At 26.2% G+C, this 24,208-nt stretch carries 27 protein-coding genes; 21 read left to right on the forward strand and 6 right to left on the reverse strand.

What is annotated here, in order from left to right:
• Positions 1 to 8: 8 nt before the first annotated feature.
• Positions 9 to 779 carry a YdcF family protein gene (locus ABFX13_RS10645; RefSeq protein ID WP_346045771.1) on the forward strand — a complete coding sequence of 257 codons (771 nt, stop codon included), beginning with the start codon at positions 9 to 11 and terminating at the stop codon, positions 777 to 779.
• Positions 780 to 793: 14 nt separating this feature from the next.
• Here the strand turns inward: ABFX13_RS10645 and ABFX13_RS10650 are convergent, their stop codons facing one another.
• Positions 794 to 2,947 carry a type IA DNA topoisomerase gene (locus ABFX13_RS10650; protein WP_346045773.1) on the reverse strand — a complete coding sequence of 718 codons (2,154 nt, stop codon included), beginning with the start codon at positions 2,945 to 2,947 and terminating at the stop codon, positions 794 to 796.
• Positions 2,948 to 3,195: 248 nt separating this feature from the next.
• Between ABFX13_RS10650 and ABFX13_RS10655 the strand changes: the two genes are divergently transcribed.
• Both ABFX13_RS10655 and ABFX13_RS10660 read left to right on the forward strand, forming a co-directional pair.
• Positions 3,196 to 4,587 carry a C40 family peptidase gene (locus ABFX13_RS10655; RefSeq protein WP_346045775.1) on the forward strand — a complete coding sequence of 464 codons (1,392 nt, stop codon included), beginning with the start codon at positions 3,196 to 3,198 and terminating at the stop codon, positions 4,585 to 4,587.
• A gap of 115 nt (positions 4,588 to 4,702) precedes the next feature.
• Positions 4,703 to 5,110, forward strand: coding sequence for a hypothetical protein (locus ABFX13_RS10660; protein WP_346045777.1), 408 nt, complete (start codon positions 4,703 to 4,705; stop codon positions 5,108 to 5,110).
• Between the two features lie 128 nt (positions 5,111 to 5,238).
• Here ABFX13_RS10660 and ABFX13_RS10665 read toward each other — a convergent pair whose 3' ends face one another.
• On the reverse strand, positions 5,239 to 5,460 hold the full coding sequence (locus ABFX13_RS10665) for a spore coat protein CotJB (protein ID WP_346045779.1): 222 nt from the start codon (positions 5,458 to 5,460) through the stop codon (positions 5,239 to 5,241).
• Positions 5,461 to 5,897: 437 nt separating this feature from the next.
• On the opposite strand from ABFX13_RS10665, the gene ABFX13_RS10670 reads away from it, so the two are divergent.
• The 9 genes from ABFX13_RS10670 (at position 5,898) to ABFX13_RS10710 (ending at position 14,873) form a co-directional block, all read left to right on the forward strand.
• Positions 5,898 to 6,758 (forward strand): tRNA 2-thiocytidine biosynthesis TtcA family protein, encoded by an 861-nt coding sequence (locus tag ABFX13_RS10670; protein WP_187004822.1) that lies wholly within the window; start codon positions 5,898 to 5,900, stop codon positions 6,756 to 6,758.
• Between the two features lie 124 nt (positions 6,759 to 6,882).
• Complete coding sequence (locus ABFX13_RS10675; RefSeq protein ID WP_346045782.1) at positions 6,883 to 7,899, forward strand: 3'-5' exonuclease; 1,017 nt, start codon at positions 6,883 to 6,885, stop codon at positions 7,897 to 7,899.
• Positions 7,900 to 8,058: 159 nt separating this feature from the next.
• Positions 8,059 to 9,072 carry a PTS sugar transporter subunit IIC gene (locus ABFX13_RS10680; RefSeq protein ID WP_346045784.1) on the forward strand — a complete coding sequence of 338 codons (1,014 nt, stop codon included), beginning with the start codon at positions 8,059 to 8,061 and terminating at the stop codon, positions 9,070 to 9,072.
• Positions 9,073 to 9,270: 198 nt separating this feature from the next.
• Positions 9,271 to 10,455, forward strand: coding sequence for an MORN repeat-containing protein (locus tag ABFX13_RS10685; RefSeq protein WP_346045786.1), 1,185 nt, complete (start codon positions 9,271 to 9,273; stop codon positions 10,453 to 10,455).
• Positions 10,456 to 10,535: 80 nt separating this feature from the next.
• Entirely contained in the window at positions 10,536 to 10,961 is a 426-nt protein-coding gene (locus ABFX13_RS10690; RefSeq protein WP_346045788.1) for an NfeD family protein, read from the forward strand.
• An 18-nt stretch (positions 10,962 to 10,979) separates the two neighbouring features.
• Complete coding sequence (locus tag ABFX13_RS10695; RefSeq protein ID WP_147546458.1) at positions 10,980 to 11,918, forward strand: SPFH domain-containing protein; 939 nt, start codon at positions 10,980 to 10,982, stop codon at positions 11,916 to 11,918.
• Positions 11,919 to 12,093: 175 nt separating this feature from the next.
• Positions 12,094 to 13,023, forward strand: a complete 930-nt coding sequence (locus ABFX13_RS10700) for a S8 family peptidase (protein ID WP_346045790.1) — start codon at positions 12,094 to 12,096, stop codon at positions 13,021 to 13,023.
• Between the two features lie 121 nt (positions 13,024 to 13,144).
• Positions 13,145 to 13,648 (forward strand): 3'-5' exonuclease, encoded by a 504-nt coding sequence (locus ABFX13_RS10705; RefSeq protein ID WP_346045793.1) that lies wholly within the window; start codon positions 13,145 to 13,147, stop codon positions 13,646 to 13,648.
• Between the two features lie 163 nt (positions 13,649 to 13,811).
• Entirely contained in the window at positions 13,812 to 14,873 is a 1,062-nt protein-coding gene (locus ABFX13_RS10710; RefSeq protein WP_346045795.1) for a serine/threonine-protein kinase, read from the forward strand.
• Between the two features lie 320 nt (positions 14,874 to 15,193).
• Here the strand turns inward: ABFX13_RS10710 and ABFX13_RS10715 are convergent, their stop codons facing one another.
• Positions 15,194 to 15,364 (reverse strand): 4Fe-4S binding protein, encoded by a 171-nt coding sequence (locus ABFX13_RS10715; RefSeq protein WP_346045797.1) that lies wholly within the window; start codon positions 15,362 to 15,364, stop codon positions 15,194 to 15,196.
• 210 nt (positions 15,365 to 15,574) lie between these two features.
• On the opposite strand from ABFX13_RS10715, the gene ABFX13_RS10720 reads away from it, so the two are divergent.
• Together ABFX13_RS10720 and ABFX13_RS10725 are read left to right on the forward strand one after the other, a co-directional pair.
• Positions 15,575 to 16,480 carry a transglycosylase domain-containing protein gene (locus tag ABFX13_RS10720; protein WP_346045799.1) on the forward strand — a complete coding sequence of 302 codons (906 nt, stop codon included), beginning with the start codon at positions 15,575 to 15,577 and terminating at the stop codon, positions 16,478 to 16,480.
• 11 nt (positions 16,481 to 16,491) lie between these two features.
• Complete coding sequence (locus ABFX13_RS10725; protein ID WP_346045801.1) at positions 16,492 to 16,911, forward strand: DUF3785 domain-containing protein; 420 nt, start codon at positions 16,492 to 16,494, stop codon at positions 16,909 to 16,911.
• A 31-nt stretch (positions 16,912 to 16,942) separates the two neighbouring features.
• Here ABFX13_RS10725 and ABFX13_RS10730 read toward each other — a convergent pair whose 3' ends face one another.
• Positions 16,943 to 17,098 (reverse strand): hypothetical protein, encoded by a 156-nt coding sequence (locus ABFX13_RS10730; protein ID WP_346045803.1) that lies wholly within the window; start codon positions 17,096 to 17,098, stop codon positions 16,943 to 16,945.
• Between the two features lie 36 nt (positions 17,099 to 17,134).
• A complete protein-coding gene (locus tag ABFX13_RS10735; RefSeq protein ID WP_346045805.1) occupies positions 17,135 to 17,773 on the reverse strand; it encodes an SIMPL domain-containing protein in 639 nt (212 codons plus the stop codon).
• 133 nt (positions 17,774 to 17,906) lie between these two features.
• Here ABFX13_RS10735 and ABFX13_RS10740 point away from each other — a divergent pair, with 133 nt between their 5' ends.
• Positions 17,907 to 19,181, forward strand: coding sequence for a replication-associated recombination protein A (locus tag ABFX13_RS10740; protein WP_346045807.1), 1,275 nt, complete (start codon positions 17,907 to 17,909; stop codon positions 19,179 to 19,181).
• 50 nt (positions 19,182 to 19,231) lie between these two features.
• Here ABFX13_RS10740 and ABFX13_RS10745 read toward each other — a convergent pair whose 3' ends face one another.
• Positions 19,232 to 19,768, reverse strand: coding sequence for a hypothetical protein (locus tag ABFX13_RS10745; RefSeq protein ID WP_346045809.1), 537 nt, complete (start codon positions 19,766 to 19,768; stop codon positions 19,232 to 19,234).
• Between the two features lie 224 nt (positions 19,769 to 19,992).
• Here ABFX13_RS10745 and ABFX13_RS10750 point away from each other — a divergent pair, with 224 nt between their 5' ends.
• The 6 genes from ABFX13_RS10750 (at position 19,993) to ABFX13_RS10775 (ending at position 24,190) form a co-directional block, all read left to right on the forward strand.
• Positions 19,993 to 20,763 (forward strand): GNAT family N-acetyltransferase, encoded by a 771-nt coding sequence (locus ABFX13_RS10750; protein ID WP_346045811.1) that lies wholly within the window; start codon positions 19,993 to 19,995, stop codon positions 20,761 to 20,763.
• A 167-nt stretch (positions 20,764 to 20,930) separates the two neighbouring features.
• Positions 20,931 to 21,380: an RrF2 family transcriptional regulator gene (locus tag ABFX13_RS10755; RefSeq protein ID WP_346045813.1), complete on the forward strand. Its 450-nt coding sequence runs from the start codon at positions 20,931 to 20,933 to the stop codon at positions 21,378 to 21,380.
• Between the two features lie 18 nt (positions 21,381 to 21,398).
• Positions 21,399 to 22,586: a cysteine desulfurase NifS gene (gene nifS / locus ABFX13_RS10760; RefSeq protein WP_346045815.1), complete on the forward strand. Its 1,188-nt coding sequence runs from the start codon at positions 21,399 to 21,401 to the stop codon at positions 22,584 to 22,586.
• A 1-nt stretch (position 22,587) separates the two neighbouring features.
• On the forward strand, positions 22,588 to 23,040 hold the full coding sequence (gene nifU / locus ABFX13_RS10765) for a Fe-S cluster assembly scaffold protein NifU (RefSeq protein WP_147546486.1): 453 nt from the start codon (positions 22,588 to 22,590) through the stop codon (positions 23,038 to 23,040).
• Between the two features lie 255 nt (positions 23,041 to 23,295).
• On the forward strand, positions 23,296 to 23,991 hold the full coding sequence (locus ABFX13_RS10770) for a response regulator (protein WP_195923970.1): 696 nt from the start codon (positions 23,296 to 23,298) through the stop codon (positions 23,989 to 23,991).
• Positions 23,966 to 24,190, forward strand: a complete 225-nt coding sequence (locus tag ABFX13_RS10775; RefSeq protein ID WP_346045820.1) for a hypothetical protein — start codon at positions 23,966 to 23,968, stop codon at positions 24,188 to 24,190. Before ABFX13_RS10770 ends, ABFX13_RS10775 begins: the two co-directional genes overlap by 26 nt.
• Positions 24,191 to 24,208 lie beyond the last annotated feature (18 nt).

A 24,208-nucleotide genomic window follows, 5' to 3' on the forward strand; every position in this document is an offset into this window, starting at 1 on the left:
TAAAATATATGAGAAAACTTTATTTATCGTTAGCCATTATAGTTTTTAGTTTATTTACTTTTTTAATAAAGGGAGTAAATTTTTTTACAGTATTTATTTTATTTAGTATTTATGCAATATGTTTTAGTATCATATTAAATAATACTGTTAATATAAAAAATAAAAAATATTTAAATTTAATTTTAAAAATATATAATACAATACTAATTATATTTATAGTTTCATTTATATTTATAGAATCTATATTAATAATAAATATAAATCAATTTAAAGAAGTTAAAGATATAGAAAATCTAAAATATATAATAGTATTAGGAGCAGGACTTGATGGATATAAGGTAGGAAAGACATTACAATCAAGATTAGATAAAGCTGTAGAATATTATAAATTAAACCCAAATGCAAAAATAATAGTATCGGGTGGACAAGGTAAAGATGAAATGATATCTGAAGCGGTAGCCATGAAAAGATATTTAATAGAAAATGGAGTAAATGAAAATAAAATAATAAAAGAAGATAAGGCAACGACAACTTTAGAAAATCTAAAATTTAGCAAAGATATATTAAAAAATAGAAAAGACGAAAAGACGAAAGTACTTATAGTAACTAATGAATTTCATTTAACAAGGTCTATGATAATAGCAAATATATTGGGAGTTGAAAATGAAGGTTTAGCATCACAAACACCAATGAAAATCAGAATAAATTATTTAATAAGAGAGTACCCAACAATGATAATAGATTTAATAAGAACTTCATTTTATTCTTTAACAAATTAAAAAGGGGAGTAAAACTACTCCTCTTTTTTTTCAAATTCCATATCCCAAGAAAAATAACCATTATCTTTCTTTGTGTATTTTAAAATTGCATCAAACTTAGAACCATTTTTACTAGTTAATCCTTTGATTTTAGCAAATCCATTTTTAAGAATGCTTTTTACCATAGTTTTAGTAGGCTTTTTCTTTAAAGCTAAAAGAAATCTATCACTATTCCAAATACCAAATTTACAATTTTTATAATTAGTACAAATATATCCTTTAGAACATTCAACAACATCATTTTGACAAACTGGACATTTACCTAAACTTTCTTGCTTAGATCCATCACTAGAAAAAGTGCCTTTAGAATATCTCTTAGTTTTAGGATTATAACTATAAACTTCTGTACTAATATTTTTATTTGAATCTCTTTTAATAGTTTCAACTCCATTAACAATAAAATTCATTATATTAGTCAGATATTCACTTCTAGTAAATTCGCCTCTTTGAATATCACTTAAACTTTTTTCAAGTTTACCAGTATAATCAACATCAAGTAAATCTTTTAATGGAAATATCTCAACTAAGTTTTTACCTAAATCAGTTATATAATATGATTTACCTTTTTTATTAACATATCCAACCTCTGCAATTTTCTTTAAGACATCAGCACGAGTTGCAGAAGTACCTATAGAATATCCAGATAAAACAGTAGTATCTTCATCAGAAACATTTTTACCACAGTTTTTCATAGCTTTAAGTAAAGTATCTTCTGTATATGATTTAGGTGGAGTAGTTTGTTTAGTTAGTATATCCATATTAATAACATCGACAACCTCGTCTTTATTAACTAAAGGGAGTAAATCATTTTTTTCTTCTTTATTATAGACCTCTAAATATCCTTTAACTTTAAGCACTTTTCCTTTAGTTAAAAACTTATTATCATCAACAAATGTATGGATTTCAGTATTTTCATACTCAGCAGGTGGCATAAAGTTTGCTATAAATCTATCTTTTATGGCACTATAAACAATTTCTTCATCAGGAGTCAACTTATTAGGTATTATATAAGTTGGAATTATAGCACTATGGCTATCTACTTTTGAAGAGTCAAAAACTCTTTTAGTTTTAGTAAATTTTGTTTTATTCTCATAAGGAAGTCCAATTTTAAGTTTTTCTAAGGTTTGAGATGCCTTACTAGCTAAACTTTCCTCCAGATATATAGAATCAGTTCTTGGATATGTTATATATCCACCTTTTCCTTTACCTTCGTACAAAGACTGACAGACTTTTAAAACTTTATCAGAAGTAAAGTTAGAATGTTTAGACGTTATATATCCTTGAAGAGATGTTAAACTAAATAATTTAGGTGCATATTCTTTAGATGTCGTAACCTTTTTTTCTTTAATAACACCAGTGTTTGAAGATATACTATCTATTACTTTGTTAGCATCATCTATACTATCAAATTTTGATTCTTTTCCTTTTATATATTTACCTTTATATTTACCATTTGCACATTTGAAATTTCCTTCTATTTCATAATATGTTTTTGGAACAAAGTTTGCTATCTCCATATCTCTATCATAAACTAACTTTACAGTAGGAAGTATTACCCTTCCTATGTTTAAAAGTTTTCCATTACCATATTTTAATGTAGTCATAGATGTAAAGTTAATTCCTATTAGCCAATCTGTTATAAGTCTAGTATATCCTGCAGCTTGTAAATTTCTCATTTGTTCATCAGTTTTTAAGTTATTTAAACCTCTTTTTATATCTTCTGGAGTCCATTCATTTACTAAAATTCTTTTTATTGGTTTTTTATTTTTAGCTGTTAGAAAAATTAAAAAAGCTATCAGTTCACCTTCTCGGTCGTTATCTGTAGCATTTATTATTTCATCAACATCACTTCTATGAATAAGTGATTTTACTATATTAAATTGCTTGCTTTTAGAGGCATCAACTTTAAATCTAAATTTATCAGGTATAAATGGAAAGTTTTCACTTTTCCAAGATCCTGCATAAGCTTTATCATAATCTTTAACATCATATAAAGAAACTAAATGCCCAACAGCATAAGTTACTATATAGTTATTTCCTTCAAAATATCCATCATGTTTAGTTTTAGCACCTAAAAATGATGCTATTGTTTTTGCAACAGAGGGTTTTTCTGCTAATATAAGTTTCATACTTAACCTCCTTAATAAAACCTAATAAATATATTAGCATATAAAAATAAGATACATCAACAAAACTAGATAAATTATTAGGTTTATCAATAAAACTACATTTACTTGGATGAAGATGTAATAAATGGCAAACTATTTATAATTATAGACAATTACTTACAATTTTGTAATAATGTTTATAGTATAAAATAATTTATATTACAAACATAATGGATCCGATTTATAGGGAGAGGAGTTAAGAATTACATATGAATTTTAAAAGAAAAAGTATGGTTGCCGGATTAATTTCTGCAGCAATCATAATACCAACCTCAACTGGAGTATCATTTGCAAATGGAGTTAATGATGCAAACTCACAAACAAAAACTATTGATTACAGAACTATAACTGGAAATTCAGTAAACTTTAGAAAAGGACCAGGAACTAACTACTCATCTTTAAACAAATTAAATAAAGGTTATAAAGTGGAATACTTAGAAACTGTTGGGTCATGGGTTAAGATAAAATATAATGGACTAGAAGGCTTTGTACATGGAGATTATGTGTCTGGTTCTTCAAATAATAATACTTCAGAAGGTGACAATACAATAAAGACTACAAAAAAAGTAATTGGAAGTAGTGTAAACCTTAGAAAAGGACCAGGAACAAATTATTCAATTATAAAAGCATTAAGTAAAGGAACAAAAGTAGGATTTATATCAGAGAGTAATGGATGGGCTAAAGTAAATTATAATGGAACAATAGGGTATATGTCATCTAAATACTTAGGATCTGCAAATTCAAATAATAATAATGCCGAATCTGATAATACAGTAAAAGCTGATAAAGAAGTAACTGGAAGTAGTGTAAACTTTAGAAAAGGACCAGGAACTAATTATTCAGTTATAAAAGCATTAAGTAAAGGAACAAAAGTAGGATTTATATCAGAAAGTAATGGCTGGGCTAAGATAAACTATAATGGAAGTATAGGATATATATCATCTAAGTATTTAGGGCCTATAAACTCAAATAATAATAATAATGAAGAAGCTGATAATACAGTAAAATATAATAAATCTGTAACAGGAAGCAGAGTAAATCTTAGAAAAGGGCCAGGAACTAATTATCCAGTTGTTACATCTTTAAGCAGAGGAACAAGTGTAGGAGTTATATCAGAAAGTAATGGATGGTCAAAAATAAATTATAATGGAAGTATAGGATATATGTCATCTAGTTATTTGGGAGTTATAAGCTCAAATAGTAATACAAATGAATCTATAAACTCATCATCAAAAGCGGATAAAGTTATAAATTTAGCAAAGCAGCAATTAGGAAAATCATATGTTTGGGGAGCAGAAGGGCCTAACACTTTTGATTGTTCAGGATTTACACAATATGTATTTAAAAATGCTGCTTCAATAAACTTACCTAGAGTATCTAGAGAACAAAGTAGATTTGGGCAATATGTAAATAAAAATAATCTTCAAAAAGGGGATTTAATATTCTTTGATACTGATAAAGATGGTTCAGTAAATCATGTTGGTATATATATAAGTAATAATGAGTTTATACATGCATCATCTGGTGGTAAAAAAGTTATAATATCTCAATTAAATGGTTATTATTCATCTGTTTATACAAATGCAAGACGAGTTTTATAAAAAATAAAAAGCGAAAGCTTTTTATTTTTTTATTTTATATGTATAAATATCGTGATAATTTGAAAATACTAATAAAGTCATCATAATCATATGTTAATTTTTAAGGAGAGTAATCATGTGTATAATAACTGATTTTTACCAATTTAAATATAGTAGGAATAATTATTATATAGAGTTTTATATGAATAGAGATGCTGTTATGGATATAGAAAATGCTTTAGATGAAAGACTTAGTGAATATGCAGTCAATAGAGACTCGGAGTGTGCATATATGAGGTTAAAAGAATTATTTCAAAAATCTAGAGCAAATAGTAACTCACCATATGTAGAAATCAGAATGAATAAATGCTTTATGATTTATATATCTAATTTACAATTATACTTTAGAAATAAAGTTAAGTATGAAGTTTTAAATGTACTTTATAAGTATTTACAAACTTATATGGCTTTAGAGTATGAAACTTTAAGTATATTTAATATACTAGATGAAGATACAAAAATTAGAGTTTTGTCTACAATATAATAAAAAAACTTAAGTAGCTTCTATATTTCTATAGAAGTTATTTAAGGTTATAGGATGTTATAAATTATGTATAACTTTCAATTTTATTGTATTTTATAAAATTTATTTTCCTAAAGTTTAAATATCTTCTATTTATTCAAAGAAACATTGACTGAAAGATAATCAAAGTTATTTAAAGATCCATATTTTTTTTCATAACACATTCTAGCTTTATTAAATTCAGAGCAAAGTTTATTATAAGTATCCATAGCATTTATATCTTCTGTATGATTATCTAGATATAGATGTAAATTTAAACAAGCAAAGCACAGCTCTTCTATATTAGTTAACATTTCAGCTCTTGTAGCCATTATATCCTACCTCCATTTTTCTTTTTTATCTATATAAGTTCTTATTATACATAGTACAATCTTATAAATTTAGCTTTTCAAAGATTGTTTTACCTTTTAATGATTTTGAAAAGTTATACATACTAATAAATATTTAATAACATAATGTCTAATTAAAGAATAATTATAAATTTTTTAGACTTAATTAATTTACATATGATATAGTTAATAATTTATTGAATTATCTTTATCTAATATAATAATATGTATGGATAGATAAATAGTTACACAAAATTTTAAATAAATTAAAAAAGAATGTAAAATATAGAAATTCATAAAAATATATATAATAAAATGATTTCCTGGGAAATAATTAGATATAAGGTATGAATATCTTGAACTAATATTGGGCTTTGTGATAAAATAAGTTGCATATTCACAAAAAATGAGGTGATTTAATGAGCGAATTAGCAGGAAAAGGCTGCGAAATTATAGTTCCTTTTGATGAAAGACAGCCACTTAAAGATATTGAAAGAAGCATAGTAAAAAGATATAGAAAAAACTTATGGTCAAAATTTATCAAAGCAATAAGAGCTTATGACTTAGTAGAGGAAGGCGACAAAATTGCAGTTGCTATATCTGGAGGAAAAGATAGTTTACTTATGGCTAAAATGTTTCAAGAATTAAAAAGACATAGTCCAGTAAACTTTGAAGTAGAATTTATAGCTATGGACCCAGGATATCATAAGGATATAAGACAATTATTAGTAGATAACTGTGAATATTTAGATATACCTATACATCTATTTGATTCTAGAATATTTGAAATTGCAGATGAAATTGCTAAAGATTATCCTTGCTATATGTGTGCAAGAATGAGAAGAGGAGCATTATATTCTAAAGCAGAAGAATTAGGATGTAATAAATTAGCACTTGGACATCACTATGATGATGTTATTGAAACTACGATGTTAAACTTATTATGTGCAGGAAATTTTAAAACAATGCTTCCAAAGTTAAAATCTACTAACTTTGATGGAATACAAATAATAAGACCTTTATATTATATAAGGGAAGAGCATATAGTAAGGTTCATACAAAATAGTGGTATATGGCCACTTAACTGTGCCTGTATGGTAGCAGCTAAAAAGACTGGTAACAAAAGATATGAAATAAAAGATCTTATAAAAAGTTTAGGTGATAACTTTAAAGACGTTGAAAAATCTATATTTAAAGCAGCGGAAAATGTAAATATGGATTCAGTATTAGGTTGGCAACAAGATGGAGTCAAGCATTCATTCCTAGAAAGATTTGAGTAGGATGTACTTAGTACATCCTTTTTCTTTTACATTGATATTGAAGATAATGTATTATAAAATTATACTTAAAATAAATTAACAGTTGGTAAAATGTATTTTTAGGGTTTTAGAAAGGATGAAGGGGATGAAAAAAATATATGTAGACTTTGAGATGAATATGTCAAATTCTAAATATGGAAGAGATATAAATAATGCAGATATTATTGCTATTGGGGCAATTAAATACGATACAGCAAATAAAAAAATTTCTAAATTTAAATCTTTAATAAAGCCTGTTAGCAATATTGATATATATCCTCATATAGAGGAACTTACTAAAATAACTAATGAAGATATCATCAAAGCGCCTACCTATGAAGAAGTTATGAGAGATTTTAAGAAATGGTTAGGAAATTTTGTAGAAATTGAAGGAATTTATACATTTGGAAACTTAGATTTAACTTGTTTTGCAAATACAGATAGGAGAAGTGCACAAAAGAACAATCATCCTAGATTTGTAAATAATATAAAAGATTTATTTATAGATGTAAAAAAACAATACTTAAATGAAGGAATTAGGTGCATTAATTATGTATCATTAAAAAACTTATTAGAGTATTCAAATATAGAATTTGATGGAGATGCACATGACCCTTTAGCTGATGCGTATAACTTATTTATATTAGACAATACATTATCTTCTAATATTAAAATAAGAGAATTATTAATTATTAAGGATATAATAAAAAATCCATTTATAGAAATAAATAAAGATTTAAAGTCTAAGTTTGAAGAATATAAAGAATCTATACATAATAAAAAAAGTAATATAAAACTAGATGACTTATCTATAGAAATATTAAAAACATTTAAACTATATTTGGAATCTATAGTTGATATTGATATACATAATATTGAAGCAATAAAAGATATAAATAAAAAATTACTTATATTCGATAATCTTATTAATATAAAAAATGGAAATTTTTATTTACTAGAAAATCCATATCTGGATATGATGGATTTAGTAGATGATTTATTTTATTATAGATTAAATAAAGATGAATACAAGCAAGAATTAAATAAGATTATAGAATTATTTGAAGAAGATTTAGAGTATGAAAATATAAATATAAAAAATTTACTAGAAGCCAGTTACTAAGCCAGTTTAAGCAGTGACTGGTTAGTTTTTATACCTATAAAAAATATTATATATAATAAAAAAATTTTGAAAATTTATTGCGCTATGGTAAGAAAATAGACTATAATAGAGGAAAGAAAAACGTTTTGCTACTTGAACAAGACAAGAGGAGGCTTTAAAATGGAAGTTTTAAAAGGAACAATACTATTAGTAATGGTGCTCGCCGCATTTTCTATATTTAGCTACAAGGCACCACATGGTATGAAAGCAATGGGGGCATTAGCAAGTGCAGCATGTGCTACATTCTTAGTCGAAGCAATACAATTTTCACTTCTAGGAAACACAATCGGTATACCATTTCTTAGCGAATTAGGATCAATAAGTGGTAAATTAGGTGGTTTAGCAGCAGCATCATTAACTATGGGTGCTTTAGGAGTTTCACCAGTATATTCAATGTTATTAGGAATAACATGTTCTGGATTAGGAATATTACCAGGATTTATAGCAGGGTACTTAATGTCATTTGTAGTTAAATTTTTAGAAGAAAAAGTACCACCTGGACTTGATTTATTAGTTATGGTAATTGTAATGGCACCTATAACAAGATTGATAGGGGTACAATTAGAACCTATAGTAAATTCTACTTTATTAAGCATAGGTGATATAATCGCTGGTTCTACAGACTCAAGTCCGATAATAATGGGATTAATTATAGGAGGATTCTTTACTTTATTATCAACATCTCCATTAAGTTCTATGGCACTTACAGCAATGCTAGGTTTAACTGGACTACCTATGGGAATAGCTGCATTATCTATATCAGCTACATCTTTTGCAAACTTCGTATTATTTAAAAAACTAAAATTTGGAGACACAAGAGATACTATATCTGTGGTAATAGAACCATTAACTCAAGCAGATATAATTTCAGCAAATCCAATACCAATATATATAACAAATTTCATAAGTGGAGCTCTTTGTGGAGTAGTAGTAGCAGCTATGGGACTTGTAAACAATGCACCAGGAACAGCAGCACCTTCAGCTGGATTACCTGTTATGTTTGCATATAACCCAGCACAAGAAGTTTTAATATGTATGGCTATATGCGCTGTTATAAGTACTATTGTAGGATTTGTAGCAAGTTATGTATTTAGAAATCATAAAATAGTTACAGCAGCAGAAATAAGAGGTTAAATTAAAGTATATTAAATTTAAAAATAAAAAATAATAGACTATCTTAAGATAAAATTAGTTATGTAAAAATATTACTTACTAAATTTATTCTAAGGTAGTCTTTTTTTATTAGTATTAATATGTCGTATGATTAAAATCATTTTTTGGGACTTGCATATATAAATTTATATTATAAGTATATATGTAGGAGGGGTTTAAATGGATAGTATAAGGTCATATTTTAAAATAGTATTTTTGATTTTTATTATTTTATCAGGAATTTTTATATCAATTAAATTGATTTTAAGAATTATTAAAATGAGAAAAGATATTTCAAGAAAAATGATAAGTGGGTGTCAAACAAATAAAATATCTTTTTCAATAGGAGAAAGAGGTAATAATTATAATCAAGGTGGTCATCTTTTTAATAATGATATATATAAATCAAATCTAAAAATTAAAAAAGATGATAAATATGAAATTATAAAATATGATAATGGAGATATTTATAAAGGAGAATTGATAAAAGGAAAAAGAAGTGGATTTGGAGTTTGTATATTTGCTAATAAAGATAGATATGAGGGATTATGGAAAGAAGATTTAATGCACAGTATAGGCAAATACTTATATAATGATGGGTCAATTTATAGTGGAGATTTTAAGTTTGGAGCTATTGATGGAGTTGGAATGTATACATTTCCTAATAAAGATATATATAAAGGTGAGTTTAAAAATGGACTTAGAACAGGTAAAGGAATCATATCTTACAACAATGGAGATAAATTTATAGGTAATTTTAAAGATGGGTTAAGAAATGGTAGAGGAAGATATATATCAATTAATGGAGATATCTATGAAGGTGAGTATAGTGAAGATAAATTAAATGGTAAGGGAACTTATTCTTACTCATGTGGAAGTAAGTATATTGGAGAGTTTAAAAATAATGTATATAATGGACACGGATGTTACACAAATGAAAATGGTGACATATACGAAGGTGAATTTAAATATGGATATAAAAAAGGATATGGAGTGCTAAAATTTAAAAATGGAGAAATGTATAAAGGAAATTTTAAAGATGATTTATTTAATGGTAAGGGAACGTACTTTTATAAAGATAAATCTATATATGAAGGTGACTATGAAAATGGTTTAAGGTGTGGAGTAGGAGTTTTTACTTGTGATACTTATAGATATATAGGCGAATGGAAAGAAGATTACAAATATGGAGTTGGAACCTATTATCTATTAGATAAATCAAAGTTTGAAGTAAATATAAAAAATAATATTATAATAAAAGGTACATACATAAAAGAAAATAAAGAAGATATAAAAGTAAAAGATATTGATATAAGTAAAAATGAAAAAGAAATTATAAGTGATATATTCAAAACTATAAAGTAGTTACAATAAAGATACAAAATATATGTTAATATACAAAAATATTTAAAATAAATATATATTATATTTAAGGAGGAGGTTATATGTTTTTAACATGGATTATAATAGGGATAATATTACTAATAATTGAGTCGAGCACCATAAGCTTTGTTTCTCTATTCTTTGCTATTGGATGTTTTGTAGCAGGATTATCCTCACTAATAGTTTCATCAATAGGAACTCAAATAATAATAATGTGTATTGTTTCAATTATAGGAGTAATATTTGGTAGAAAAATATTACAAAAATATTTTCACGTTAACAAAGAAGTAAAACCATCTACTATAAATGCTTTAATTGGAAAAATTGGAGTTGTGACAAAAGAAATAAATCAAGATGGTATAGGTTTAGTTAAAATAGAAGGAGAAGTATGGAGTGCAACTTCAGTTGATTCAAAACATATACCTAAAGATGTAAACGTTTTAATAAAGTATATAGATGGAGTAAAATTAGTAGTAGAAAAAATATAAGGGGAGGTAAATTTTAATATGTTTACAACAATATTTTTTACTGTTTTAATAATTTTAGTTATAGTTTTAGCTATATCTACTATTAAAATAGTAAAGCAATCAGAAGTTATAATTGTAGAAAGATTAGGAAAGTACAAAATGACAGGAGAGTCAGGTCTTAATATAGTTGTACCTATATTAGATAGAGTAGTTAGAAGGATTGATCTTAGAACTCAAGTTATAGATTCACCGCCACAAGCTGTTATAACTAAAGATAATGTTACTATGTCAATAGATACTGTAGTTTATTATCAAATAACAGACTCATTTAAAGCTACTTATGAAATAGCGAACTTAGTTCAAGCTATAAAGTATTTAACTACAACTACTTTAAGAGATGTAATAGGTACTATGGAATTGGATAAAACATTATCTTCAAGAGATGATGTAAATAATAAGTTAAGAATTATACTTGATGAAGCTACTGATAAATGGGGCGTTAGAGTAGAAAGAGTTGAAATAAAAAATATAGAACTTCCAGAAGATATAAAAGAAGCTATGGAAAAACAAATGAGAGCTGAAAGAGAAAAGCGTGCTATGATACTTCAAGCAGAAGGTAAAAAACAAGCTGCTATAACTGAATCTCAAGGTCTTAAAGAATCTCAAATATTAAAGGCAGAAGGAGAAAAACAAACTGCTATATTACATGCAGAAGCTCAAAGAGAAGCTCAAATAAGAAAAGCAGAAGGTGAAGCTGAAGCTATTAAAAAAGTTGCAGAAGCTGAAGCTAGTAAAGTAAAAATGGTATATGATGCACTTAAAAATGCAAACATAGATGAAGCTATGTTATCTGTTAAGTATGTAGAAGCTTTAAATGAAATGGCTAAGGGTGATAATAAGGTATTTGTACCTTATGAAGCTCAAGGTTTACTTGGTAGCATAGGAGCAATAAAAGAAATAATATCTGATAAAAAATAAAAATTAAGTAAATTAAAAGATATAATTGTTAAATGAAAATGTTTCAAAATAGTTTTTATAATTATTTTGAAGCATTTTTTTATTTGTATAAATAACAGATCGTTTGTGATTATCACAATATAACAATTAAGTGTATATAATTGAGTATAAAACTTTATTTAGGTGGTGTGTTTTTATGTATAAAATGAAGTTATTACCTTATAATGTTAATGAAGTTGGTAGAGATATTAATGTAAGTTCTTATGGAGTAAAGATGATTAGAGCTGATAAATTCTGGAGTAAGTCTAGTGGTGGTGAAGGTATTACTGTAGCTATTATAGATACAGGTTGTGATATAAATCATTTTGTTCTTAAAGATAAAATTGTTCATACTAGAAATTTTACCAAAGATGATGAATCTAATAAATTAGTAGTTAATGATTATATTGGACATGGAACTCATGTTGCTGGGATTGTTCATAGTGTAGCACCTGCTTGTAATTTGATGATACTAAAAGCCTTAGATAGAAATGGAGAAGGTGAGTATAAGTGGACTATAAATGCTATAAATTATGCAATTAGCCAAAAGGTAGATATTATAAGCATGTCATTAGGAGGATATTTAGATGATGAAAATCTGCATAAAGCCGTTAAAAATGCTGTAAATAATAATATATTGGTAGTTTGTGCAGCTGGAAATGATGGAGACAATACTTCTATAACTAATGAATTTTCTTATCCTGCTTCATATAGTGAAGTTATTTCAGTAGGAGCTGTAGATGAGAAAGCTAAACCAGCTTATTTTTCAAATAGTAATAATTTAATAGATGTTATGGCTCCAGGAGTTGGAATTTTATCAACATTTAAAAATAACTCATATGCTATCTTAGATGGAACTAGTATGGCAGCGCCTCATGTAAGTGGCTCTTTGGCACTTATAAAAAATTATTCAAATAAAGAGTTTAAAAGAGTATTAAGTGAATCAGAGATATATGCTCAACTTATAAAATTTACTTTAGATTTGAATTATGACAAAAATACGCAAGGAAATGGATTGGTATTTTTAGAAACTCCTAAGATGTCTAAGAAGATATTTAAAAATGGACAAGTGAAAACGAAAAAGTAATTAAGTTAAAATTTAATTTTTTATTAGCATTTTAAGGCAATGATAAATTTAATATTATCATTGTTTTTTTATTTGTTATAATTATATATACTTATATTTATGAAAATGAGAGGAGCAATTTATGAATAAAGAGTATGTAGTAGTAGATTTAGAAACAACAGGCCTTGACCCATATAAAGGTTGTGAAATTATAGAAATAGGAGTTACAGAGATAAATAATAATGAAATAGGAAGAAATTATTCTAGACTAATAAAACCAAATGGAATAATTCCTAGTCTTATAACTGATATAACTAATATAAGCAATGAGATGGTAGAAAATGAAAAGAGTCTAGAAGAGGTTTTGCCTAAGTTTAGACAATATATAGGTGATAAAACTATAATTGCTCACAACGCTAAATTTGATTTGAAATTTTTAAATTATTATTTAAAAAAAATGGGATTAGAACCTATAAATAATTATATATGCACATTAGAACTATTAAAACAAAATAAAGAATATAAAGGTAAGAATAAAAAATTAGAAACTGCATGTGAGTATTACAATATAGAAAATAAAAATGCACATAGGGCAGACAGTGATACATTAGCAACTGCTAAATTATTTCTTATACTTAATAAATAATAAAAAGCTTTCATACTTAATTTAAATTAGTGTGAAAGCTTTTGTATTTTTTGTGTTTATTTAGGAATTAAAATCATAGTATATATAAGTTACAATAAGCACAGTTAGGAGTGACATTTATGGGGGTTGTATTAGAATTATTTTTAGGTGGTGATACTATATTATGAATATAGTTACTAATATAGATTTGAAAATAATAAAACCTTTAAAATCAGAGGGGGTTAACTCTAAATTATATTTAGTTGAAGATACACAAATGGGAAGACAATTTATAATGAAAAAAATTAAAAAATCATCTTTTAAAAATCCAGATAAATACTTTGAAGAATCAAAAAAGATTTGTAAAGCTAATCATCCTAATATAATAAATATAAATCATGTTTCTTATGATGATGAAAATATATATATAACCATGCCTTATTATAAAGATGGATCACTACACCACTTATTAGAAACAAAAAATTTAACTATAAGAGAAATAATAAGATATTCCTTAGATTTCTTATCAGCTATTGAATATCTACACAAATTAGGTATTTCACATTGTGATATAAAACCTAGTAATATACTTTTAAACAATGAAAATAAAGCTGTATTAGCAGATTTTGGATCAGCTGTATATTTAAATAAAGATGGAGTAGGAAAATTAAGAAATGTTTACTATAAGCACATTGCGCCTGAACAGTGTAAAAGCACATCTATAACCAATAAAGTTGATATATATCAAATAGGTACAACTTTATATAGAATGTGCAATGGTAACTTAGAATATAATACTCAATTAAAAAAATATAAAGATATAAACATGGTAAAACTTGCATCTGCTAGTGGTAAGTTTCCAAAAAGAAATAAGTATTTGCCACATGTACCAAAGGGTATGGTAAATATAATAGAAAGATGTATAAATGTTAAACCTGAAGAAAGATATGAAACTGTATCTGAAATAATTAATGATATTGAAAATATAAATGAGAATTTAGATTGGAAATATGAAGGAAATGACAAACATCATTATTTTACAAGAAAAAATAATGATAATACTATTATGCAAATTATAGTTAGTGAAGATGAAGGAAATTATAATGTAAAAACCATAAAAGTTAATAAAGAAAATAGAAAGTACAGTGTATATAAAGGTTATTGTTGTGAATATCTTGAAAGAAAATCAGATGCTTTTAATGAGGTAAAAAAAATAATAGCCTTACTTTCATACCGATCAAAGTAAGGCTTTTAAAGGGGTAAAATATATTATAAAAAGGGGTTTATTAGGGAATATATTTTATTTGGGGAGTAAAAATTTAAGGTTATCAGGGGAATAACCTTGTATTAATAGTAACAAAGTTCGACAAAACTGTCAACAATTTTCGACAAAAAAATTAAAAAAATATACAAATGACAAAAAAAGGATTTGAAAAAACTATAACCATATTATGTTATAAAAAGAAATTAATGGTATATTAGTAAGAGAAGATCTTAAAATAGGTTTAGCTTTAGATAATTTAAAATAAAAAAGAAAAGCAACTTGCTTTTCTTTTTTATTATGTATTATTCTGGTTGAGGTGCATCAACAGGACATACGCTGTTGCAAGTTCCACAATCTATGCATGCTTCTGAATTTATAACATATTTATCATCACCAGCAGATATACAACTAACTGGACATTCAGGTTCACATGCTCCACAACTGATACAAGCATCATTTATTTTATAAGCCATAATAAATACCTCCTAAAAAATTATTCAAGTATATTTATACCACTAAATTTAAATCTTAAACAAAAAAATATAATTTAATTAAAATAAATTTAAATAATTATAGTTAAAATATATAACAATATAAATCAAAGAATAAAATGAATTTTACTCTTTGATTTATTTGGCATAAAAAGGTATAATTACTCATATATTTAAAAAGGAGCGTAAAAAATGAGTTATTATGATGATGAAAAAAATAAAATAAGACGTAAAAAAGTTAGCTCTAATAATACAAGCTCAAAATCTCAAACTAACCATAAAAGGGTGGAAAATAAAACTGAGAATAAACAAACACATGATAATAGAAACAATTATTCAAGCAAAGGAAAAAGAGCTAATAAAGGTAGAGCTAAAAAGAAAAAAAAGTCTAAAAGGTTTGTTAGCATAACAAAGAAATTACTAATTTTTTTATTGATAATATCTTTTATAGGGGCTATATCAGCAAATGTAATTATGAATATAGCATTAAAAGATAGCCCTAAACCTACATATGCTTATATGAAAGAAAAGTCAGTAAGCAGTGAGTATGTAAGTATAAGTAAAATACCAGTAGATTTGCAACATGCAATAGTGTCTATAGAAGATGAAAGATTTTTTGATCATAAAGGAGTCGACTATTTATCTTTAGCTAGATCAGTTGTTCATAATATATTTAGTAAAAGTACACAAGGTGGAAGTACATTAGAAATGCAAGTTTCTAAAAATCTATTAACAAGTATGGATCAAACTATAAAACGTAAAATTAAAGATATATATAATGCAAGACAAATGGATAAGAATATGAATAAACGAGAAATATTAGAACTTTACTTAAATAATATGTATTTAGGTAATGGTATATATGGAGCTCAAAAAGGAGCAAAAGTTTATTTTGGTAAAGATGTAAGTGAATTAAACTTAGGAGAATGTGCTTTGCTTGCAGGTATAACAAATAGGCCTGGATTATATTCTAAAGATTATAATGCAGCAAAAAAAAGAAGAGATATAATTCTTTATAAAATGCAGCAATTAGGATATATAACAAAAGATGAATATGAAAAAGCTAAAAAAGAAGAAACTCCAATGAATATTAAATAAAGAGGTGTAATATGAGTATTTATAAATTTAAATTTAATGAAAAAGATTATGAATTATCTAAAGAAAATTGTAGTGGATTAATAAATGATGAAGAAAAGCCTGTGTCAAATATTAATATAGAAGATATATTAAATATTTTAAATCAAGCACAAGATGTAGATTTTGATTTAGAATATTATCAAGAAGCGTGTCCAGAGTGTTTAACAGGAGTAAAAGAAAAACAAAAATTCTTTGGTTTCTTAGAATATCATTTTTATATATTTACCAAAGATGGTAAGTTTGTAATAAGTGATATAAGTAAAGACTATGAAGGTTTATCATTTAACAAATTAAGTAGAGCTGGGAAAGTAGATGATAGTTATATAGTTAGCGTAATAATGTGTGAACACTGCCTAGATTATATAATTCAAATAGAAAACTGTATAGTATAATAAAAAAGCTGCACTCTATGCAGCTTTTTTATTATTTGTTATCGTTCTTATCTTCTTTATTCTCTTTTTTTTCTATGTTACGTTCAATATAATAATTCTTATACGTATGGGTACTTTCTACAAATCCAATACTTTTTAACATCGAATCAAACTCTTCTGGAGTTGGTATATCTTTATTATCACACATAAAAAATAACTCCTTTTATATTTTATTTAATAAAACTTATAAATAAGTATTAAAAATCATATTAACTTGAGCTGTAACTTCTAAATCTCCTGAAGATAAATTTGGAGAACCAGAATAAGATACATTTTTTTGACTTATAGAATATTGAGATATACTATTTTCAGAGATATTTTCAGGAAGTGGTCTTAATTTTATTGATAGACTTTTAGCTAAAAGTGAAGATTTATTTAAGGCATCTTGAGTAGCTTTTAAAAGAGCTTCATTATAATGATTAGATACATTAGATATAGTAAAAGATAAATCAATGTTACTATTAGCTCCATTTTCAATAGCTAAAGTATAAATATCACCTAGATTTTCTAAATCAGATACTTCTATTCTTATAGTAGTTGTTATTTCGTAAGCTATTAATTCATTTGTTACAGTATCATACCTTTTATTTATATTTACATCATCTGCATTTATTTTTTCTCTTTCAATACCAAAGTCAGATAAACTTAGTATAATGTTATTTACAGTATTAGAGTTTTCTACTTGAGCTACCTGAACATCTTTATTAGATGTTGTAACTCCAACTGTTAGTATTGCTAAATCAGCTTTAACTTTAACTACTCCAACTCCATTTACAGATAACTGTCCTTTTTCTCTCATTGCATTCATATTCATATACTGCATAAACTACCTCCTTTAAAATTACATTTAGTATAAATATACTAATAAGTAAGAGAAATTATGATTACAGTATATATATGCAAGAAAAATTAAAAGGTAGTATAATAAATTAAGATATTAAAGTTAGGAGGAGCGTATGCAACCATTAGCAGATAGATTAAGACCACAACAAATAGAAGATATGGTAGGACAATCACATATAATAGGCAAAGGCAAAATTATAAATAAACTTATAGAAAACAAAACCATTCCCAATATGATACTATATGGGCCACCAGGAACTGGAAAGACTACATTGGCAAATATAATTGCTAATGTTACAGGTAAAAAATATGTAAAGTTAAATGCTGTAAACTGTGGGGTTAAAGAAATAAATGAAGTTATAGATTCTGCTAAAAGAGATTTATTTTCATATAATGGTATAATTTTAATGTTAGATGAGATTCAGGCATTAAATAGAAAACAGCAACAATCCTTACTTGAAGTTATTGAAGATGGATCAGTAACATTAATTGCAAGTACAGCTGATAATCCATACTTTGTAGTATATAAAGCTATTTTAAGCAGAAGTACTATATTTGAATTTAAACAAATAAATAAAGAAGATATACTTAAAGGACTTCAAAGGGCAATAGAAAGACTAAAAAGTATTAATACATATGAAAGTATTAATGTTGAAGATAAAGCATTAGAATATATAGCACAAACTTGCAATGGAGATATGAGAAGTGCATTAAATAAATTAGAATTAGTTTTTAATGTAGGAATAAATGTTGTTTCTAACACTGTAAATATAACTTTAGATAATGTAATAGAATGTTCTAGTGTAAAAATGTTAAATTACGATAAAGGTGGAGATGATGGGTACTCTATACTTTCTGCATTTCATAAATCTTTAAGAGGTTCTGATATAGATGCCTCTATACACTATCTAGCAAGACTTATTAAGGCTGGAGATATTCAAGGAATAACTAGAAGATTACTTTGTGTAGCAAGTGAAGATGTAGGACTAGCAGTGCCACAAGCTATAACGATAACTGAAGCTTGTGTTTCATCGGCACTTCAATTAGGGTTTCCAGAAGCAAGAATACCTCTTTCACAAGCTACAATTTATTTAGCACAGTGTCCAAAATCAAATTCAGCTGTTATGGCTATAGAATCAGCATTAGCAGATTTAGATAACATAGAAACAGGAGATATTCCAATTCATTTAAAAGATGCACATTACTCAGGTGCTAAAAATTTAGGTAGAGGTGTGGATTATAAGTATCCTCATAATTACCCTAATCATTATGTGAAACAACAATATTTACCAGAAGCTATAAAAGATAAGAAATACTATATTCCAGGAGAAAATAAAAATGAAAAATCTTTTAAGCAGTATTGGGATAGTGTGAAAAATAATACATAAAAATAATGGTGGTAAAATTGTTACCACCATTATTTTTATGTATTATTTAACTATATTCTTTTATAAATAATTGGATCAACAAATCCAAAAGTTATCTTATAATTTTTATAAAAAACTTCACTTACATACAAAGTTGAAGCTTCTATCTTTTCTTTAAGCTCAAATTTAGTAACAGGAGTGAAATAACTAATACTTTCGCCTGTAAATACACCATCACATTCATTATATACCATAGGTGTAAACTTTTCTGATTTAACTAAATCTTCATTATCATTTCTAAAATCCTCTTTAGATATTTCCTTAGGAAGTTCATAAGAAGTTAAAACAACTTTGTTATCTTCATTCAAAGTAAATAAAAATAAATGAGGTAAGATGTTATTAAAATTTCCTTGTTTATAATAACTTTCTTCGATAACAAAATAACCATCAAAATTATCAGGTAAGTTTTTAATCTTATCATTACATATGCCATTTATATGTTTTACATAAGGGTGTTTTATTTCACCATTTTTAAGTTCTTTTTCTATTTGTTCGTCATTATTAAATGTACCACATAAATTTTTTACAAACATATCTAATACAGTCATAATTAATCCTTCTTTCTTAAGTTTTATATTTAGTTACTAAAAAGCTTAATTCTTTAAAATGAATATATCGCTGGATAAAATTGATTACAATTATGATTGTATACAAACTCTCTAAAAAATTTATATACAAAAATGTTTATGAAGGAAAGAGTTAGTATAAGAAAGAATAATTAATTTATTAAAAACATATTATTTAACATAAAATTTAAGTATCGGAGGCTATAATGATTTTAAAGTTAAGTGAAGATTACGATAATCAACTTATTAATTATTTAAATCAAGAAGAAAATTTTAATTTAATAATTTATGGAGATATAAAAAGATATGGATACGATAATTGTTTTTTTAACATATGGGCAAACTTTGATGTAGTTGGTAATATAAAAGGCATACTAATACAGTGTTTTGATATACTTACACTTTATTCTTATGATAATGATGATGTAGTTAGTTTTGTTAATTACATAAACAAATTACCTTATAAAATTCTAAATGGCAAAATTGATACTTTAAAATGCATAGAACCTTATATTTCTTACGATAAAAAAAGAATAGTAAATTTTTGTGCATTAAAAAATTTGAAATCTCTAAATGATTATGAGATAGATTCTAGTGTAAAAAAAATAAGATTTGGGAAGATAAATAAAATACTAGAGCTTTATGAAAATATAGATGAATTTGAAAATACTACTATAAAGAGTATAAAAAGTAATTTGAAAAGTGGAAGAGGTTATTATATAGAAGAAAATAAAAAAGTAGTATCTATGGCAAAATCAACTTCTGAAAATAGCACTCATGCTATGGTGGTAGGAGTAGGGACACATCCAATGTATAGAAATAAAGGGTATGCTACTAAATGTGTTATAAAGTTATGTAATAGTCTATTAAGTGATAAAAAAATACCTTGCCTTTTTTATGATAATGAAGAAGCAGGAAAAATTTATAAAAAAATAGGGTTTAAGGAATTAGGTCAATGGGTAAGTTATTATAAGTAAATTCATTTGAAGGAGTGAATAATATTAGCGTTTTACTCCTTTTTTAATTCCTAGAAAAATACTATGAATTTAATGTTGACAAAAATACTATGATATAATAAAATAATCTTGAAGATAAAACCTAGTAAGTTAGTCGGAAATACCTAATAAAAAAGAAGGTGTAAAAAATGAAGCTATCAACTAAAGGTAGATACGGACTAAAAGCAATGTTTGAGCTTTCACTTACTCAAAAAAATGGACCAGTACCATTAAGGCAGATAGCTCAAAGACAAAATATATCAGAACAATATCTTGAACAGATATTTTCATCACTTAAAAAATCTGGGTTAATAAAAAGTGTAAGAGGTGCTCAAGGAGGATATTTATTAGGTAAAGAACCTAAAGATATAACAGTTGGAGATATACTAAGAGTACTTGAAGGACCAATCTCAATTTCAGATTGTGTGATAGATGATGATATATGTGAAAACTCTGGAATTTGCGTTGCCAAAGTTGTTTGGGAAAGAATTAAGCAAGGGATAGAGGATGTTATAAATTCAATAACTCTTCAAGATATGGTAAATGATTATAATAAAAATAAAAATATAAATGATATAACAGATTTAATTATAAAATAGATTTAGGAGATGAATAAAATGGAAAAAAGAAAGATATATATGGATTATTCGGCTACAACTCCTGTTAAAAAAGAAGTATTAGAGGCTATGATGCCTTACTTTACTGAAACTTTCGGAAATGCATCAAGTTTCCATTCTTTCGGGAGAGATGCTAAAAACGTATTAGATAAATCAAGAGCAACAGTTGCATCACTTATAAATGCAAAACCAAATGAAATATACTTTACAGCTGGTGGAACAGAAAGTGATAACTGGGCTATAGAAGGAGTTGCTTTTGCAAATAAAGCAAAAGGAAATCATATAATAACTTCTAAGGTAGAACACCATGGGATACTTCATGTTTGTGAATACTTAGAAAAACATCACGGATTTGAAGTAACTTACTTAGATGTTGATGCAGATGGTAGAGTAAATGCACAAGATGTAGAAAAAGCTATAACAGATAAAACTATATTAATAAGTATAATGTTTGCTAATAATGAAGTTGGAACAATTCAACCTATAAAAGAAATAGGAGAAATAGCTAAGAAGCATAATGTTATATTCCACACAGATGCTGTTCAAGCTGCAGGAAATATACCTATAGATGTTAAAGAATTAAATATAGACTTAATGAGTATGTCATCTCATAAAATATATGGACCTAAAGGTATAGGTGCTTTATACATAAGAACTGGTGTTAAATTACACACTTTCGTTCATGGTGGAGCACAAGAAAGAAGAAGAAGAGCTGGTACTGAAAATATACCTGGTATAGTTGGATATGCTAAAGCATGTGAACTTGCAAAAGCTAACATGGGTGAGCATATAGAAAGATTAACTGCTTTAAGAACTAGACTTATAGATGGTATATTAGAAAGAATACCTCATACAAAAGTTAACGGAAGCTTAGAATATAGACTTCCAGGAAATGTGAACTTCTCATTTGAATTCATAGAAGGAGAAGGAATATTATTAATGTTAGATATGTTAGGTATAGCTGCATCAAGTGGATCAGCTTGTACTTCAGGTTCACTAGATCCATCTCACGTACTTATGGCTATGGGATTACCTCATGAGATAGCTCATGGTTCATTAAGACTTAGTATAGGAGATTTTACAACAGAAGAAGATATCGATTTTATAATAGATAATTTACCAAAGATAATAGAAAGATTAAGAAGCATGTCGCCATTATATAACAAATTAGACAAGGGAGGTAAGTAATATGCAATACAGTGAAAAAGTTATGGACCATTTCATGAACCCAAGAAATGTTGGAGAGATAGAAAATGCAAGTGGAGTAGGAGAAGTTGGAAACGTAAAATGTGGAGATATAATGAGAATATATCTTGATATAGATAATGATACTAAGGTTATAAATGACGTTAAGTTTATGACTTTCGGATGCGGATCAGCTATAGCAAGTTCTTCTATGGCTACAGAATTAATAAAAGGAAAAACTATAGATGAAGCTTTAGAAATAACTAATAAAGCTGTTGCAGAAGCTTTAGATGGTTTACCACCAGTTAAAATGCACTGTTCAGTTTTAGCTGAGCAAGCTATAAAAGCTGCTTTAATAGATTATTCTAAAAAGAATAATATACACATAGCTGCATTAGATGGTGTTGTTATAGAAGATGATCACGATCATCATCATGATGTTGAAGAAGAAGAGTAAGATAATATTAACTTAAATTAAAAAGGAGCATTTGCTCCTTTTTTTTATGTGAATTTTTATATTTAATGAAACTATTTAAGTGTGTATTTCGTCTAATATATGATAAGATTTTTTAAATTGTAAGAAAATCTTAAGAATTATATTAATTATTTCTTAAGATTTATACTTTATTATATAAATATAGAAAAAAGTAGGATTAAGAGGGTGTAATAATGTATAATCAAATTCGATGATTAATTTAAGAGAGGTATATAAATGAGCAATATTTTAGTAGTAGATGATGATAAGGAAATAGTAGATTCTATTGAAATTTATTTAAAAAATGAAGGTTTTAATATATTTAAAGCTTATGATGGGATAGAGGCTTTAGATATACTAATCAACCATGATATACATTTAATTCTCATGGACATTATGATGCCAAAATTAGATGGAATAAAGGCAACTATAAAAATTAGAGAAGAAAAAAATATTCCTATAATATTGATTTCAGCTAAAAGTGAAGATAGTGACAAAATTATTGGATTAAATATAGGGGCAGATGATTATATAACTAAGCCATTTAATCCATTAGAACTTATAGCTAGAACTAAATCTCAATTGAGAAGATATATAAAATTAGGAACCTATGAAGCACAAGAAAATAAAGATATTCTTCAAAGTGGAGATTTAAAATTAAATATTAGTACAAAAGAAGTTTTTGTAGAAGATGAATTTGTAAAACTTACTCCTATAGAATTTAAGATACTAAATCTTTTATTATCTAATAAAGGTAGAGTGTTTTCTATAGATGAAATATATGAAAAGGTGTGGAAAGAAGATAGCTTTAATGCAGAAAATACTGTAAGTGTACATATTAGGAGGATTAGGGAAAAAATAGAAATTAATCCTAAAGAACCAAGATATTTAAAGGTGGTGTGGGGAGTTGGCTACAAAGTCGAGAAGTTATAATATATTCAAAATAAAAAGATGGAATATACAATTAGTTTTACATTTTGTAATGTTACTTATATTTTTCTTTTTTACTCAGTTAGGGGCTGTATTAATAGGATGTACATATTTAGAAGGAAAAATAATATTACAATTTGTAGGTTTAATTATTGCAAATTTTATATTTTATAAAGCTATGACTGGGATGAATTTATTGTAAAAAGAAAAGCAGGTGGAC

The sequence above is a fragment of the Paraclostridium tenue genome, from assembly GCF_039521565.1.
In the GTDB taxonomy this organism is placed as follows: domain Bacteria; phylum Bacillota; class Clostridia; order Peptostreptococcales; family Peptostreptococcaceae; genus Paraclostridium; species Paraclostridium tenue.